Origin of the sequence: Cochlodiniinecator piscidefendens, assembly GCF_011326755.1 — a bacterium.
In the GTDB taxonomy this organism is placed as follows: Bacteria; Pseudomonadota; Alphaproteobacteria; order Rhodobacterales; family Rhodobacteraceae; genus Cochlodiniinecator; species Cochlodiniinecator piscidefendens.
Genome location: NZ_JAAOIE010000008.1, coordinates 66,898 through 81,931, shown reverse-complemented (window position 1 = coordinate 81,931; position 15,034 = coordinate 66,898). Strand labels below are relative to the sequence as shown.

The 15,034-nt window shown below is 52.7% G+C and carries 15 protein-coding genes; 6 read left to right on the top strand and 9 right to left on the bottom strand.

What is annotated here, in order from left to right; all coding sequences use genetic code 11:
- Window positions 1-12 precede the first annotated feature (12 nt).
- The 3 genes from G9C99_RS16215 to G9C99_RS16205 form a co-directional block, all read right to left on the bottom strand.
- The gene (locus G9C99_RS16215) at window positions 13-927 is read right to left on the bottom strand and encodes a carbohydrate ABC transporter permease (RefSeq protein ID WP_166418572.1); all 915 of its coding nucleotides are present in this window, start codon (window positions 925-927) and stop codon (window positions 13-15) included.
- Window positions 928-1,005: 78 nt separating this feature from the next.
- Entirely contained in the window at window positions 1,006-2,259 is a 1,254-nt protein-coding gene (locus G9C99_RS16210) for an ABC transporter substrate-binding protein (protein ID WP_166418571.1), read from the bottom strand.
- A gap of 41 nt (window positions 2,260-2,300) precedes the next feature.
- The gene (locus G9C99_RS16205) at window positions 2,301-3,182 is read right to left on the bottom strand and encodes an N-acetylmuramic acid 6-phosphate etherase (protein WP_166418570.1); all 882 of its coding nucleotides are present in this window, start codon (window positions 3,180-3,182) and stop codon (window positions 2,301-2,303) included.
- Window positions 3,183-3,320: 138 nt separating this feature from the next.
- On the opposite strand from G9C99_RS16205, the gene G9C99_RS16200 reads away from it, so the two are divergent.
- Genes G9C99_RS16200 through nagA form a run of 4 tightly spaced genes read left to right on the top strand, consistent with a single transcriptional unit; the run spans window position 3,321 to window position 7,154 of the window.
- Window positions 3,321-4,205 (top strand): BadF/BadG/BcrA/BcrD ATPase family protein, encoded by an 885-nt coding sequence (locus tag G9C99_RS16200; protein ID WP_166418569.1) that lies wholly within the window; start codon window positions 3,321-3,323, stop codon window positions 4,203-4,205.
- Window positions 4,202-4,960, top strand: a complete 759-nt coding sequence (locus tag G9C99_RS16195; RefSeq protein WP_166418568.1) for a GntR family transcriptional regulator — start codon at window positions 4,202-4,204, stop codon at window positions 4,958-4,960. The genes G9C99_RS16200 and G9C99_RS16195 overlap by 4 nt, the downstream gene beginning before the upstream one ends.
- Before the next feature lie 8 nt (window positions 4,961-4,968).
- Window positions 4,969-6,006 (top strand): SIS domain-containing protein, encoded by a 1,038-nt coding sequence (locus tag G9C99_RS16190; RefSeq protein WP_231704104.1) that lies wholly within the window; start codon window positions 4,969-4,971, stop codon window positions 6,004-6,006.
- Complete coding sequence (nagA, locus tag G9C99_RS16185) at window positions 6,003-7,154, top strand: N-acetylglucosamine-6-phosphate deacetylase (RefSeq protein ID WP_166418567.1); 1,152 nt, start codon at window positions 6,003-6,005, stop codon at window positions 7,152-7,154. The genes G9C99_RS16190 and nagA overlap by 4 nt, the downstream gene beginning before the upstream one ends.
- Here nagA and G9C99_RS16180 read toward each other — a convergent pair.
- The gene (locus tag G9C99_RS16180; protein WP_166418566.1) at window positions 7,151-7,852 is read right to left on the bottom strand and encodes a GntR family transcriptional regulator; all 702 of its coding nucleotides are present in this window, start codon (window positions 7,850-7,852) and stop codon (window positions 7,151-7,153) included. The two genes, nagA and G9C99_RS16180, sit on opposite strands and share 4 nt — an antisense overlap.
- A gap of 83 nt (window positions 7,853-7,935) precedes the next feature.
- On the opposite strand from G9C99_RS16180, the gene G9C99_RS16175 reads away from it, so the two are divergent.
- The gene (locus G9C99_RS16175) at window positions 7,936-8,475 is read left to right on the top strand and encodes a HutD/Ves family protein (RefSeq protein ID WP_166418565.1); all 540 of its coding nucleotides are present in this window, start codon (window positions 7,936-7,938) and stop codon (window positions 8,473-8,475) included.
- Window positions 8,476-8,649: 174 nt separating this feature from the next.
- Window positions 8,650-9,762 carry an S-(hydroxymethyl)glutathione dehydrogenase/class III alcohol dehydrogenase gene (locus tag G9C99_RS16170; protein ID WP_166418564.1) on the top strand — a complete coding sequence of 371 codons (1,113 nt, stop codon included), beginning with the start codon at window positions 8,650-8,652 and terminating at the stop codon, window positions 9,760-9,762.
- Window positions 9,763-9,817: 55 nt separating this feature from the next.
- On the opposite strand, the gene G9C99_RS16165 is transcribed toward G9C99_RS16170, so the two are convergent.
- The 5 genes from G9C99_RS16165 to G9C99_RS16145 form a co-directional block, all read right to left on the bottom strand.
- Window positions 9,818-10,750, bottom strand: a complete 933-nt coding sequence (locus G9C99_RS16165) for a glucokinase (RefSeq protein WP_166418563.1) — start codon at window positions 10,748-10,750, stop codon at window positions 9,818-9,820.
- Window positions 10,751-10,769: 19 nt separating this feature from the next.
- Entirely contained in the window at window positions 10,770-11,867 is a 1,098-nt protein-coding gene (locus G9C99_RS16160) for an ABC transporter ATP-binding protein (RefSeq protein ID WP_166418562.1), read from the bottom strand.
- Between the two features lie 4 nt (window positions 11,868-11,871).
- The gene (locus G9C99_RS16155; protein WP_205859874.1) at window positions 11,872-12,774 is read right to left on the bottom strand and encodes a carbohydrate ABC transporter permease; all 903 of its coding nucleotides are present in this window, start codon (window positions 12,772-12,774) and stop codon (window positions 11,872-11,874) included.
- The gene (locus G9C99_RS16150; RefSeq protein ID WP_166418561.1) at window positions 12,767-13,639 is read right to left on the bottom strand and encodes a carbohydrate ABC transporter permease; all 873 of its coding nucleotides are present in this window, start codon (window positions 13,637-13,639) and stop codon (window positions 12,767-12,769) included. The genes G9C99_RS16155 and G9C99_RS16150 overlap by 8 nt, the downstream gene beginning before the upstream one ends.
- 61 nt (window positions 13,640-13,700) lie before the next feature.
- Entirely contained in the window at window positions 13,701-14,912 is a 1,212-nt protein-coding gene (locus G9C99_RS16145) for an ABC transporter substrate-binding protein (RefSeq protein WP_166418592.1), read from the bottom strand.
- Between the last annotated feature and the right edge of the window lie 122 nt (window positions 14,913-15,034).

Below are 15,034 nucleotides of genomic sequence, written 5' to 3'. Positions count from 1 at the left end.
GTCAAATTCCCCTTAAAACTGGTAGCGGCGCAGCCGCGTTTGAATGCCAAAGAGGTAGACGCACACCCCGATCAGGATCACAGCAAACATGCCGGACGCAATGGCGGACCCCATATGTGGATCACCCAATTGCAATTGGAACCCAAAGAATGTGCGATACATCATGGTGCCCAGAATATCGGTTGAAAAATCTGGCCCCGCCAGCGCGCCTTGGGTGGTATAAATCAGGTCAAAGGCGTTGAAATTGGCCACAAATGTCAGAACGGATATGATGCCGATTGACGGTAGGATCAACGGCAGTTTGATTTTCCAAAAGGCGGAAAATCCGGTGATGCCATCACATTCTCCGGCTTCTAGAATTTCATCAGGGATCGACAGAAGTGCAGCATAGGTCAGCATCATCGGTATGCCGACAAACTGCCAAACGGAAATCAGCGAAAGCGTCAGCAATGCTGTGCCTTCACGCCCCAACCAAGGTTGGAACAGGGATTTTAACCCAACTACATCCAGCAAATCCGGCGCGATGCCCCAAAGGGGGGATAAGATCAGCTTCCACGCAAAACCAACGATCACAAAGCTTAGGATCGTGGGGATGAAAATGGCAGTGCGATAAAACGCAGCCATGCGCAGTTTTGGGTGGCTCAGCAGCGCGGCAAGCAAAATACCGACCGGGTTTTGCACCAGCATATGCACCACGAAGAAAACCATATTATTCCACAGCGCATTCCAGAAGGCATCAGACCACAAAGGATCACCAAAGAGCGTGCGGAAATTTTCCAGCCCGACAAACAGCCGCGTTTGGTCAACTTCGGTGTAAAGCGCGAGGCGCAGCGTGTTGAACAGCGGGAAAATCATGATTGCAGAGTAAACAAGCACCGCCGGTGCCAGAAAAACCACAATATGCCATTTGATACGGGGGAATTGCATAGCCTGTCCTATTTTGATGGGTGGGCTGAACAAAATACCCGGACGCGTTGCCACGCCCGGATATTTCGCGAGTGGTGTTTATTGCTGGGGTTCGTACCAGCTTGCCAGACCCTCTTGCAGACGGGCGCCTGCGTCTTCTGGGGTTTCTGTGCCTTTGATCGCCGCAACGGAGGCGTTCCAAGTTTCCGTTTCGAGGTTCGGAGTGCCGCGAGACAGAATTTGATAAGTGGAACGGATGGTTGAATGACAATCACCACGCCAGCTTACGAATTCCTGTGCAAGAGGATCTTCCATATCAACTGCGTGGTTTGACAGGGAAAAGAACCCCGGTAATGCGTTTGCATAGAGGGAAGCAAATTCAGATGATCCAACCCAATCAAGGAAAATACGACCTGCTTCGGCGTTCGGGCTGGCGGCATTCAGGCCAAGCGCGATGTCGGTGTGATCTGAAATATAGCATTCGTCACCAGCGTTTTGCACCGGTGGGCGGAACGCGCCCATTTCAAAATCTGCCAAGCCGTTAAAACCTGAGATTTCCCAGCTGCCTGCTGGATAGACCGCGGCGCGCCCCAAAGTGAACAGGTTTTGGCTGTCTGGGTAGGTTTGGGCCTCATATCCGTCGCCCATATAAGCACCCCAACGGGCCAACGTGCGATATGGTGCAACCCATTGTTCGTCGGTTAGGCTTTGGTCACCCGCGATAAGGGCAAGGCGGCCCTCTTCACCGTTCCAGTAGTTTGGACCGATGTTGTTGTAGCCCATTGTCGCCGCTTCCCATTGGTCATTAGTCCCCATGGCAAGCGGAATGTAGTTTCCGTCTGCTTGGATCGCGTCCAATGCGGCGAAAAACTCTGCTTCGGTTTCAGGGGCTGCAAGACCGAGTTCATCAAACGCTTCTTTGTTGTAAATGAAGCCGTGAATCACCGATGCCATCGGCACGCAGAAGGTTGCTGCACCATCATCGGTTTGCCATGCTGATTTTGCCACGTCAGAGAAGTTATCCATGCCGGATAGATCGCTGAGGTCTGCCAATTGGCCGGCGTCATAAAGCGCAAGTGACGCGTCAAACGGGCGACAGGTGATAAGATCACCGGCGGATCCCGCGTCGAGCTTTGAGTTCAAAACAGCGTTGTACTCCGCAGGGGAGGACGGTGCGAACACGACGTTGATGTCGGGGTGCTCTGCCTCAAACGCAGGAATAATCTGAGATTGCCAAAGCGCAAGGTCATCATTGCGCCAGCTTTCGATTGTGAGCGTGGTTTCAGCCATCGCAGCCGTCGCGCCCAATAGGGTCGAGGCCAAAAGAGCCGTTTTTGCTGTGGATTTGATCATATTTCTTCTCCCTTAAAATTGACCCGGATTTTCCCGGTGACTTAAAGTTTTTCCAGTGCCGCCCTGAGGTGGCCCTGGGTTGTGCTCAATAAGTAAAATGCCGTGTCGTGCGATGCGCCGGAGGCCATAAGGATCGCGGGTTTTACCGCCCAGTTGCAGGTTTCCAAATGACCAATTGCGGTTGAGGCATCGGTGTTTGCAATTTGGGTGACCATGCCAACCGCGCGATTGCGCAGTTTGAGGTTGTCCGCGACAAGGTTCACCATCATGCCGTCATAGACATGGCCCAATTCTACGCCCATCAATGTGGACATCGTGTTGAGTGCCACTTTTTGTGCGGAGCCTGCGCCCATCCTGGTCGATCCCGCGATGAGTTCGGGGGGCGTCGGCAGGCAAATCGCGACATCAGCCAACTCAAAGAACGGGGCGCCGATGTTGTTTGCGATTGCGATGCGACTCGCCCCTGCATCTTTTGCAGCTGTCAAAATAGCGGTGGGATAGGGGGTTGTTCCGCTCGCTGAAAGAGCAATGACCGTATCGCGGGCCTCTATTTCACCGGCATCAGCGCGTGCGGCATGGGCATCATCTTCGGTATGGCCGGGCATATGTGAATCTGTAGGAAAGCCACCTGCCATCAAGATTTTCACCTGATCTGTCGAAATTCCAAATGTACCCGCCAATTCAAGTGCATCCGCCATGGCCATAAGGCCGGATGATCCGGCACCCGCATAAATCAAACGACCGCCTGCGCGAATGGTTTGGGCCATTATCGCGGCAGCTTTGGTGATATTCGGTAAGGCCGTGTTTATGGCGCTTAGCGCTGTTTGCTGTGTCTCAAGCAATAGGTGCGCCACTTTTTCCGTTGGCTGCGCGTCTAATGCGGCTGAGGCGTCGCATACGCTTTCTGTCACTGGCAGCGACATTAGATTTCCCCCTTTAGTTGCTGAATAAGATACCGATGTAATACCTTTTGTCCAGATATTTTGTGTAAAATCTAAAAAATTACCAAATTTGGCTATATTGGCTTTGTTTTTTGCACAAAGGTATCATATAGGTATCTTATGGCGGATACAGAGATAGATATGGTATTAGGGGTAGATGGTGGCGGAACGTCCTGCCGATTTACTCTGTTGTGTGGTGCGACCCGATATGACGTGATTTTAGGGAGCGCGAATGTTCATTCAGATTACCAAGGCGCAATGGCCGTGTTGGAAAATGGATTAAGTGAACTCGCTGCAAAGGCTGGCGTTGCCGTGGAACGTGTTAAGTCTACCTTGGCCTATGTGGGGTTGGCAGGTGTGTTGTGCCCCAACATTGCCGCGCAGGTTTCACGCGAGCTTGGATTGAAAAACGCCTTTGTCGGGGATGATCGTAAAACTGCAGTTGTTGGCGCGCTGGGGCCGCATGACGGCGTTGTTGTCAGTATCGGGACCGGATCGTTCGCCGCGCGTCAAGTGGCGGGTGGTGTGCAATTGATGGGGGGATATGGTCTGCGTCACGGCGATGAAGCGTCGGGTGCCTGGCTTGGGCTGCGAATTCAGTCTCAAGCACTGCATGCCGTTGATGGATTGGTTCCTATGACACCTTTGTTACAAGAGGTTCTAAGCCAATACAAAAGCCCTGCGGCGTTGATCGTAGAGGGGGCTGAAATGTCTCCGGGGGAATTGGCGGGATTGGCGCCGCGCATTATACGGGCTGCCCAAGAAGGCGATAGTGCTGCGCTTGCGTGTATGGATGCCGGTGCGGCTTATATTGAACGGGCCTTAATGGCGTTGCGGTGGCAATCCGATGAACCGATTTGTTTGCTGGGGGGCGTGGCGCGCCATTATGCGCCTTATCTCAATCAAAGTGTTGTTGCAGCGATAACTGATCCAAAAGGAACCGCGTTGGACGGGGCGTTAGCGCTGGCCATGCAACGCCCCAAAGTAAAGCAGGTGATCCAATGAATGTGACCGAATTTTTACGTCCTGAGCATTGGTTATCTGCAACGGCCGGACCCCGGTATGTGCAATTGCGCCGCCGGATAGAAGAAGGCATCGCCAGTGGATTATTGCCGATTGAATCGCCTCTACCGCCGGAACGTGAAGTGGCTGCTATTACCACTTTGTCACGGGTTACAGTGCGCAAAGCTATACAGGAGCTCGTTGATAAAGGGTCCGTTGTGCAAAAGCAGGGGTCGGGGTCGTTTATTCAGGACAGCACGCTGCGGGTTGAACAATCATTGTCTCAGCTCACATCCTTTACCGAAGATATGTCAAACCGCGGAATGGAAAGCCATTCCGTCTGGCTGGAGCGCGGTGTCTTTCTGACCTCATCGGAAGAGGCAAAAGCGCTGAACCTAGAGCCTGAACATTCTGTCGCCCGTATCGCGCGGCTGCGTCATGCGCAGGATCGGCCTATCGCGATTGAACGGGCCTCTCTTCCGTTGGATTTACTGCCAAATCCCCTAGCGGTGACAAGTTCCCTTTACGAGGTGCTTGGTCAAGATGGAAATCGGCCAGAGCGCGCAACGCAGAAAATTTCGGCTGTTAACCTATCAGAAGCTGACGCTGAGTTGTTAGACGTCACGCCGAATGCTGCTGGTTTGAAAATTGAACGGACTTCTTTCTTATCATCCGGCCGGGTGGTGGAATTTACCCGTTCGCTTTACCGCGGTGATGCATACGACTTCGTCGCTGAAATGAGGCTCGCCCATCCATGAAAGCTGCTATGTCTTTAACAAAACCCCCATCGCAAATGCGACGAGAAATCGAAGAAATTCCAGTGGCGGTTGAACGCTTGGTGTCCGAGGGACAGGTGGGCATTCTTCGTGCCGCAGTCGACATTATTGCCCGTGATCCTAGATTTGCTGTGACAGTGGCACGTGGATCATCTGACCATGTGTGCACTTACCTGAAATATTGTGGAGAATTGTTGTTGGGTTTACCGGTGGCATCGGTCGGCCCATCGGTTGCGTCGATCTACAAAGCGCCGCTGAAGCTAGATAACAGTCTGTGCCTCTCTGTTTCGCAATCTGGTAAAAGCCCAGATATCGTTGAAATGACCCGCGCGGCCCGCCGGGACGGCGCGTTGACCGTAGCATTGACCAACGACGGCACATCACCATTGGCGGCTATGGCGGATCATTGTTTGGATATCCATGCTGGGCCAGAACGTTCTGTGGCGGCAACCAAAACATTTGTGACCTCTGCGGTTGCAGGGTTGATGTTATTGGCGGAATGGAAAGGGGACGCAGACCTGCGCGCTGCGATCCAGAATTTGCCGGACGCGTTAGACCGTGCGACGCAGATCGATTGGCCTGAAATGCGTGCGGCTGTCGCCGGTAAAAATTCGTTGTTCACTTTGGGGCGTGGGCCTGTTTGGGCGATTTCAAACGAGGCTGCTTTGAAATTCAAAGAAACTTGCCAAATCCACGCTGAAAGCTATTCCTCAGCGGAGGTTTTGCATGGGCCAGTTTCGATTGTTGAAGAGGGCTTTCCGGTTCTGGGATTTGCGGCAGGCGATCAGGCCGAAGGGGCATTGGTGGGCATCGCTGATCAAATCGCCGCCAAGGGGGCAAACGTTTTTGTCACATCCGATAAGGCAAAACACGCAATCTGTCTTGAACATGTGCGCGCGGGCCATGTATTGGCGGACCCGATCGCTTTGATTGTTTCGTTTTACGCAATGGTGGATCAAGTTGCCGCCGAACGCGGTATCAACCCTGATGCGCCGCGCCACCTAAAGAAAGTCACCGAAACCCTATGACCCTGCGCCAAACTGCCCTGATCTGTGACCAAGTTTTTGATGGCTCCGCGTTGATTTCCGGACAGGCGGTTGTCGTGGAAGGGGCGGATGTGATTGCGGTGTGTCCGGTCAAAGATGTTGCAAAAGACGCTGATAAAGTGAACTTGGGGGCAGGTATTTTAACGCCGGGGTTTGTTGATCTTCAGGTCAACGGTGGTGGGGGCGTTATGTTCAACGCCCGCCAAGATGTGGAGACGTTGAAAACGATCGTTGAGGCCCATGCGCGGCTGGGGGCCACTTCAATTTTACCGACGTTGATCACCGATACGCGCGATATAACGCGGGCGGCAATTGCGGCGGGAATTGCGGCGTGGAACGCCAGATTGCCCGGATTTATTGGATTGCATTTGGAAGGTCCGCATTTGGACCCCGTGCGCAAGGGCGCGCATGATCCATCATTGATCCGCAAAATGGATGACGAAGACCTCACGATGTTATGCGAGGCTGCGCGGGTTTTGCCGGTGTTGATGGTTACGGTTGCGCCAGAAAACACGACGCCGGATCAGATCGCGACACTGACGAACGCTGGCGTGATTGTGTCATTGGGACATACGGACGCCACCTACGATAGCTGTGTTCAATCGGTCAAAGCGGGTGCGCGTTGTGTGACACATTTATTCAACGCGATGCGCCAGCTGGGCAATCGCGAACCGGGTGTTGTTGGGGCCGCGTTGGATCTTGGTGAGGTGTGCGCAGGGTTGATTTGTGATGGATTGCATGTGCATCCGGCAGTGATGCGCACAGCATTGCGTGCGAAAAAAGGACCGGGGCAGGTGTTTTTAGTGTCTGATGCAATGGCTGTTGCAGGGACCGATTTGGACCGGTTTACGCTAAATGGCCGTGAAATTTTACGCCGAGACGGGCGTTTGACGCTGGCGGATGGAACGTTGGCCGGGGCGGATTTGGATATTCCAACCGCCGTGCGTTTTGCACATGAAAAGGTCGGCGTCGATCTGGCGCAGGCTTTGGCTATGGCCACGCGGATTCCGGCAGATTTAATAAACACCAAACACGTTGGGCGTTTGCAAGCCGGGGCAGAGGCAAACCTTGTGCATTTATCACCTGAGCTGAAGTTGAACTCCGTATGGCATCAGGGCGTTGCGCTTTAGTAGCTTGTGCTCATCCGATAACCGGGGTGGTAGGTCATACGTACAAATGTGACAGGTTTGTTTTGCAGCCATGTTGTGCGTTCGAGCTGAAACACCGGTGTTCCTGTTGGCGTTGACAAAAACTCAGACAGATCGGCGTCCGCGCCCACAGCGCAAAAGTTGATTTGGGCGTCGGTGAATGGCACCACGCTTAGCAGCCATTCGTTTGGACCGGTTTCAACGAGGTCAGCGTCCAGAATGGTTGGGACGGCATCGATGTTGACCCAGCGTTCTTCGAATTGGTAGGGGCGATTGTCAGCGTAATGCATACATTTGAGGTACATCACTTTGTGGGTGATGGGCAGATCCAGTTGGGCGGCTAACCATGGCGGGATCGCGGTTATTTCTTTGTGGACGAGGGCATAGCGATATATTGCGTTTTGCTCTTCGACGGAATGACGGACAATGGCAATTTCGATTTTGGCTTGTTTGACTGGCGCGGTGTTGACACGTGTTCCGCTTTTGCGTTTGCGATCAACAACACCATTTTCGGCCAATTCCCGCAGGGCGCGGTTCACAGTTGCGCGGGCACAGCCGAACTCTTCGGCCAGCTCGACCTCAGTGGGGAGCAAGGTGCCTTGGGGCCAGATACCACTTTGAATGCGATGAATGACTTCGTCGCGCACGTCTTGAAAGCTGGTCTTGCCGGATTGATGCACGCTATGTCCTGTTTGTTAAGTTGTTATGCCGCGCTAATTGATATTATGTCTGGGTATATGCGCGATTGCAAAGGATATTCCCAATGAAACGATTTTCAGCCGCAACAACCGAAGCAAAGCCATGGAAAAATGGTGGTGGGCTTATGCGGGAGTTCCACGAGCAAAATGATGGAACACAGGTGTTATGGCGTTTCAGCCTCGCAGATATTACCCAAGACGGTGCTTTTTCGACGTTTCCGGGGATGTCACGCGCGTTAACTATCGCCAAGGGACACGGCGTGATTCTGGCTGGGGGCGGGGTGAGCCTACATGCGAATCCCGGTCAACCGTTGGCGTTTGATGGGGCGCGGGTGCTGGACAGCCAATTGGTAAATGGTCCAACGCAAGCGCTGAATATCATGTGGAACACCAATTTGGTGCATGCGGAAGTCAGGGTAAAACAAGCGGGATCGGTTGATCTGAGCGCTGATGCAACCACTGTTGCCTTTGTTTTGAAGGGCAGGGCCGAGCTGGGAGGGCAGTCGTTTGCCGCCCAAGAGGGCGCGATCTGGGAAACTGGTCGGGTCACGGGGCATGTTGCTGACAGTGCCGTGTTATGGATTGCGCGGATAATATTGCGATGACGTGATGGCAATGCACAAAGATTTTTATTTGAGCAAACAAAAGACTATTAAACGCAACATAATGCATGTAGGGTTTTTGCGAAATTGTACCTGTGCCGCTTGACCAAAGTGACACAGACGCACTAGTAAAATTTAAACTCACCCACGGGTGAGCCTAACAAACAGGAGAGACTCATGCGTACTCGCGCTGCTGTAGCCGTCGCCGCCGGCAAACCATTAGAAGTAATGGAAGTGAACCTTGAAGGCCCGCGCGCGGGTGAGGTTTTGGTCGAAATCAAAGCAACTGGTCTGTGTCACACAGATGAATTCACCCGTTCAGGTGACGACCCCGAAGGTATCTTTCCAGCGATTTTGGGCCATGAGGGCGCAGGTGTTGTGATCGAAGTGGGCGAAGGTGTAACAAGCCTAGAGGTTGGCGATCATGTGATCCCGCTTTACACCCCGGAATGCCGCGAATGCGATTACTGTTTGAACCCAAAAACAAACCTCTGCCAAAAAATCCGCTCTACGCAGGGTGCGGGGCTTTTGCCGGATGGATCAACACGTTTTTCCATGCTCGATGGCACACCAATCCACCACTACATGGGTTGTTCCACCTTTGCGAACCACACAGTTGTGCCAGAAATCGCATTGGCCAAAGTGCGCAAAGACGCGCCATTTGATAAAATCTGCTACATCGGTTGCGGTGTAACGACAGGCATCGGCGCCGTGATCAACACAGCCAAAGTTGAAATCGGTTCAACTGGTATCGTGTTTGGTTTGGGCGGCATTGGTTTGAACGTAATCCAGGGTCTTCGCCTTGCGGGTGCGGATCAGATTGTTGGTGTTGATCTGAATGACGGCAAAGTTGAAATGGCGACAAAATTCGGCATGACCGACTTTGTAAACCCATCCAAAGTTGACGGCGATCTTGTTGCGCATCTGGTTGAACTGACAGGTGGCGGCGCGGACTATACGTTTGACGCGACTGGTAATGTTGGTGTGATGCGTACAGCGCTTGAGGCTGCGCACAAAGGTTGGGGCGAAAGCATTATCATTGGTGTGGCACCGGCTGGCGCTGAAATCTCAACACGTCCGTTCCAATTGGTTACTGGCCGTAGCTGGCGCGGGACCGCGTTTGGTGGTGCATCTGGTCGTACGGATGTTCCAAAAATCGTTGATTGGTACATGGATGGCAAGATCGAAATCGATCCAATGATCACCCATAAATTGACCCTTGATCAGATCAACGAAGGCTTTGATCTGATGCACGAAGGCAAATCAATTCGCGCTGTTGTTGAATTCTAAACACTGCGAAAACCTAACATTGGGGCGGGCCGATTGGTCCGCCCTTTTTCGTTTTCTAGGTGCGCGCCGCTGTGGCGCACCCGATCAAGGCGGCTTCGTCTTCTAAGATGACCGAAATCGGGACGTGTTCAACGTGCTGATCAAACAGCGCATCCCGACGTAATGCGGTTTTGAAAACATCATGAAACCCCGCGGAAAACACGCCGCGCGCTACGCTGCCTGCAAAATAGATCCCGTTCTGCGGCATGTACTGAAGGATATGCTGCTGGCACAACGCGCCAAGGGCTTCGGAATAAAGCGATAGTGTTTTGGCGGCCAGCGGGTCAGCGTCATTGAGATGAGCGTTGACGATATCCAGCCCTGACATTCCGAATTTAGCGGTTATCAGGCTGTGCAATGCCTCTAGCCCGCGCCCGGAAAAAAGATGTTCAACGGTTGGGAATTGGTTGATTTCAGTCCCAATGATAGGGGCGAGTATGGCCAACACGGTTTGGGGCATTTGAATGTGTCCGCCTTCGGCAGCCAAACACACCGTGCCATGGGTCGTGCGTTTTACAGGGCAGACGTTAAACCCGGTACCGATGCCAACAACAAGCGATTGATCGTTGGTCAGAGGATGATCAAATGCACCGCAGATATGATCGGTGCCTTTGGGGGATAGGTGATCAAGCGAATACCCAAGCGCGCTGAGATCGTTGATCAAAACGGCCGTGTTTGCGCCGGTTTGATTTTTCAGCCCATCCAATGAAATGATCCAATCGCGATTGGTCAGCCGACCGGATGTTCCGGCAATTGGCCCGGCAAGGGCGGCGCAGCAATGGGTGATTTCGGGTGTGTCCAATTCATCTAGAAACGCTGCAATGACATCGTAAAACGATGTAAAGCTTTGGTTTTCAAACCTGCGAATTGTCGTGGTTTCAACACCATTTTCTGTGGCCAACGCCAGTCTGGAATTGGTTCCGCCAACATCGGCCACAAGAATTTTCATCGTGTCTAATCCCTTGGTCTTAGTTCAACCGTTCGCCTGTGTTTGGCTCAAAGTAGGATACTTTGCCAAGATCAAAGGCAAACTCCAACGGTTGACCCGCGCAAGCTGTGGTTTCTGCGTGTAGGCGTGCGGTGACTTCTTTGCCACCTAAATGCGACACAACAAAGGTATCAGCACCCGCCGGTTCCACCACGTCAATCATACAATGGGCGGTTTGCACGTTCTGGCCAGACCGATAGCCGGCTTCGGCGATATCTTCGGGGCGCAGTCCGATGATCACATCATCCGGCAGATTACGATGGGTTGTGTCCGTTAATAACAAAGGTTTCCCTGTTGCGCTGGCGATTTCGATCTGCGTGCCGCCGTCTTTCTTTTGGGTTCGAGCGGGGATCAGGTTCATGGCAGGGGAACCCATGAAATCTGCGACAAACAGGTTTTCGGGGTGATTGTAAATTTCTGAAGGCGTGCCGATCTGTTGAATAATGCCGTCTTTCATCACCACGATTTTAGTGGCAAGCGTCATGGCTTCGATTTGGTCATGGGTCACGTAAACCATGGATGCACCTAGGTTCTGGTGCAGCTTTTTGATTTCGGTGCGCATTTCGACACGCAGTTTAGCGTCAAGGTTTGACAGGGGTTCGTCAAACAAAAACAGCTTTGGATCGCGGACCAAAGCGCGGCCCATTGCGACGCGTTGGCGTTGACCACCTGACAATTGACCGGGGCGGCGGTTCAGCAGCGGTTCGATTTGCAGTTGGGCTGATACTTCGGCCAGTTTTGCAGCTTGCGTCGCCTGATCAACGCCGCGCACCTTCATGCCAAAGGTGATGTTTTTGGCAACGGTCATGGTGGGGTACAGCGCGTAAGACTGAAACACCATCGCGATATTGCGGTCTTTGGGGCTGACGTCGGTCATGTCTTGGCCGCCGATGTCTATAGATCCGCCAGAGATCGGTTCAAGCCCGGCAATGCAATTCAGCAAGGTGGATTTACCGCAACCAGACGGGCCAACAAGCACTAGGAAATCACCCGGCTCAATCGCGACGTTGATGTCTTTTAGAATTTCGGTCGCGCCGTAGCTTTTGTAGAGGTTTTTGATATCGAGGATAGGAGCCATTTGATTATCCTTTCACAGAGCCAGCGGTGAGACCGCGGATGAAATATTTGCCAGCAACGACATAAACAAGAAGGGTCGGAAGCGCTGCGATGATCGCGGCGGCCATATCGACATTGTATTCTTTGATGCCAGTCGTGGAATTAACGATGTTGTTCAGCGCAACGGTCACGGGTTGGGTTCCAGCCTGACTAAAGGAAACCCCAAAGAGGAAATCATTCCAGATTTGGGTGAATTGCCAGATGACGGTCACAACGATGATCGGCAGCGATAGCGGCAGGAAGATCGACCAAAGGATGCGGAAGAACCCGGCACCATCGACCTTGGCCGCTTTGACCAGTTCACTTGGGATCGACACATAGTAGTTGCGGAAAAACAAGGTGGTGAAGCCGATACCATAGATGACGTGGACAAAGATCAACCCCGGAATGGTGCCTGCGATACCCATCAGGCCAAGCACCCGCGCCATTGGCAGCAGAACAACCTGAAATGGGATGAAACACCCAAAAAGCATCAAGGAAAAGAACAGGTTCGCGCCGCGAAAGCGCCACTGGGCAACGACATATCCGTTCAACGCGCCGATGCCGGTGGACAGGATCACGGCGGGAACTGCGATCAGAACGGAGTTCCAGAAATAGGGGCGCAACCCTTCGCATTGGATACCGGTACACGCCCCGGACCAGGCTGTGGCCCAGGCATCAAATGTGATGTCACGAGGCAGGGCGACCAAGCTGCCAGAGCGAATTTCCTCAATGCTTTTGAGCGATGTGGTGAGCATCACAAAAAGCGGCATCAGGTAATAAAGCGCAAAGACACAAAGGATGAGATATAGGCCCCAACGTAGCGCTATCTTTGACAGCGGTACATTACGCGAACGACGGGGGGCCGTGGGGAATGCTTGATCAGTCATTTTTCGCCCTCAGTTCAGAGTATAGGTATGGCACAACGATGGTGAAAACGACCAACATCATTATCATTGCAGAACTGGCGGCTTGGCCAATGTCGCCGCGTGAAAACGCCATGGCGTACATGTACGTTGCGGGTAGATCCGTGGCATAACCGGGGCCGCCGCCTGTCAATGCAATCACAAGGTCAAAGCTTTTGATCGCGAGGTGTGACAGCACGATGAAGGCTGATAGAAAAATCGGGGCCATGGATGGGATGATAATAGCGGAATAAATCCGGCGCGTGGGGATGCCATCGACTTGGGCAGCTTTGATGATCTCCTGATCAACGGACCGCAGGCCCGCCAAGAAAAGCGCCATCACAAAACCCGATGCCTGCCAAACCCCCGCGATGACTACGGTGTAAATCGCATAATCAGGGTTCACGAGCCAATCAAATTCAAAATTTTCAAAGCCCCAGCCTTGGACCACAGATTCAATACCCAAACCGGGGTTCAAAATCCATTTCCACGCCGTACCAGTGACGATCATCGACAAAGCCATGGGGTATAGATAAACGGTGCGCAAGACACCTTCGGTACGGATTTTTTGATCAAGCAGGATTGCGATCAATAGACCCAGAACCATAGAAATAAGGATAAAAAGGGTGCCAAAAATGAACAGATTGTTCATAGCAGTGTCCCAACGTGGCGCAGCAAACAAGCGGCCATATTGAAAGAACCCTTCGACTTCGTATTTTGGCAGCAGGCGTGATCGTGTCAATGATACCCAGGCTGTCCAGCCAATGAACCCGTAAACAAAGATCATGATGGCGACAAAAGACGGGGCCATTACGATCTTAGGGATGTGTCGTTCAAGCCATTCCGACATGATGTTTCTCCGATAAAAGAACGGCCCCTGAAAATGGAATCAGGGGCCGTTTTGGGTTTTATTATTGGCTGTTAGCGACTGCAGCAACCAACTGTGAAACCGCATCAGCAGATGACATATCTGAGTTGAAGTGTGCAGTTACAACGTCGGTGATTGCACCGGACTGCGCACCACGAAGCGCCATGCCATGTGCATAAGATGGCAGAAGCGAACCAGATTCAGTGCTTGCGGCCATATCAGCGGCAGATGTGTGCGCACAGCTGTCGAAATCATCCAACGCGATGTCTGTACGGGCTGGAATAGAGCCTTTGTTCAGGTTGAACGTGTGCTGGAAGTTTTCGCCAACAATCAATTCAGCCAAAAGCGTTTGGCCGTCGATGTTGTCTTGGCCATCTACGTCAAACATCGCAAAGCTGTCTACGTTGTAAAGGAAACCTTCGCCCGGTGTAGACATGCAGAGGAAATCTTCGCCCGGTACAAGACCAGCGGCTAGGAATTCGCCTTTGGCCCAGTCACCCATGATTTGAAACGCTGCTTCGCCGTTCATGACCATCGCAGTTGCAAGGTTCCAGTCACGGCCAGAGAAGTTTTCGTCAACGAAACCACGCATGATACGCATCTGATCAAAGATCGCGACCATTGTGTCAGAGGTCAGAGCTTCTTCGTCGAGTTCAACAAATGCTTTTTGGAAGAACTCTGGGCCACCAATGCCAAGTGCAACAGCTTCAAACACTGTGGCGTCTTGCCAAGCTTGGCCACCATGCGCGAGCGGGGTGATGCCTGCGGCTTGCAATTGTTCTGCAGCGGCGTTGAATTCTGCCCAAGTGGTTGGCATTTCGATGCCGTTTGCAGACAGAATGCCGGCGTTTGCCCAGATCCAATCGATGCGGTGAACGTTTACGGGCGCTGCGCACCATGTTCCTTCGCACATCATGTGGTTGGCGATAGATGCTGGCAGGACGTCAGCCCAACCCTGCGCTTCGGCAACAGATGAAATGTCAGCAAGAACGCCTTCTTCGTACCATTCTTGGATCGCTGGGCCTTTGAGCTGAACAGCGGTTGGCGCATTGCCTGACAAAACGCGTGCGCGTAAAGCGGTCATCGCTGCGTCGCCGCCACCGCCTGCAACAGGCATATCGGTCCATGTGCCACCGCGCGATGCGAATTCTTCCTGAAGCACAGCAACAGAGCGTGCCTCGCCGCCGGATGTCCACCAATGCAGAACCTCTGCTTGTGGATCAGCGTACGCAACATTGGTTGCGAGGAATGACATTGCAGCCGCCGCTGCAAATGCGGATTTCTTATTCATGATTCCCTCCCAGAAATGAGTTTTCCATCAATTTGATGTGGTGGTGGCATTGCACTTGGTTGGGGAGGGCTTGTAAATGTGTAATG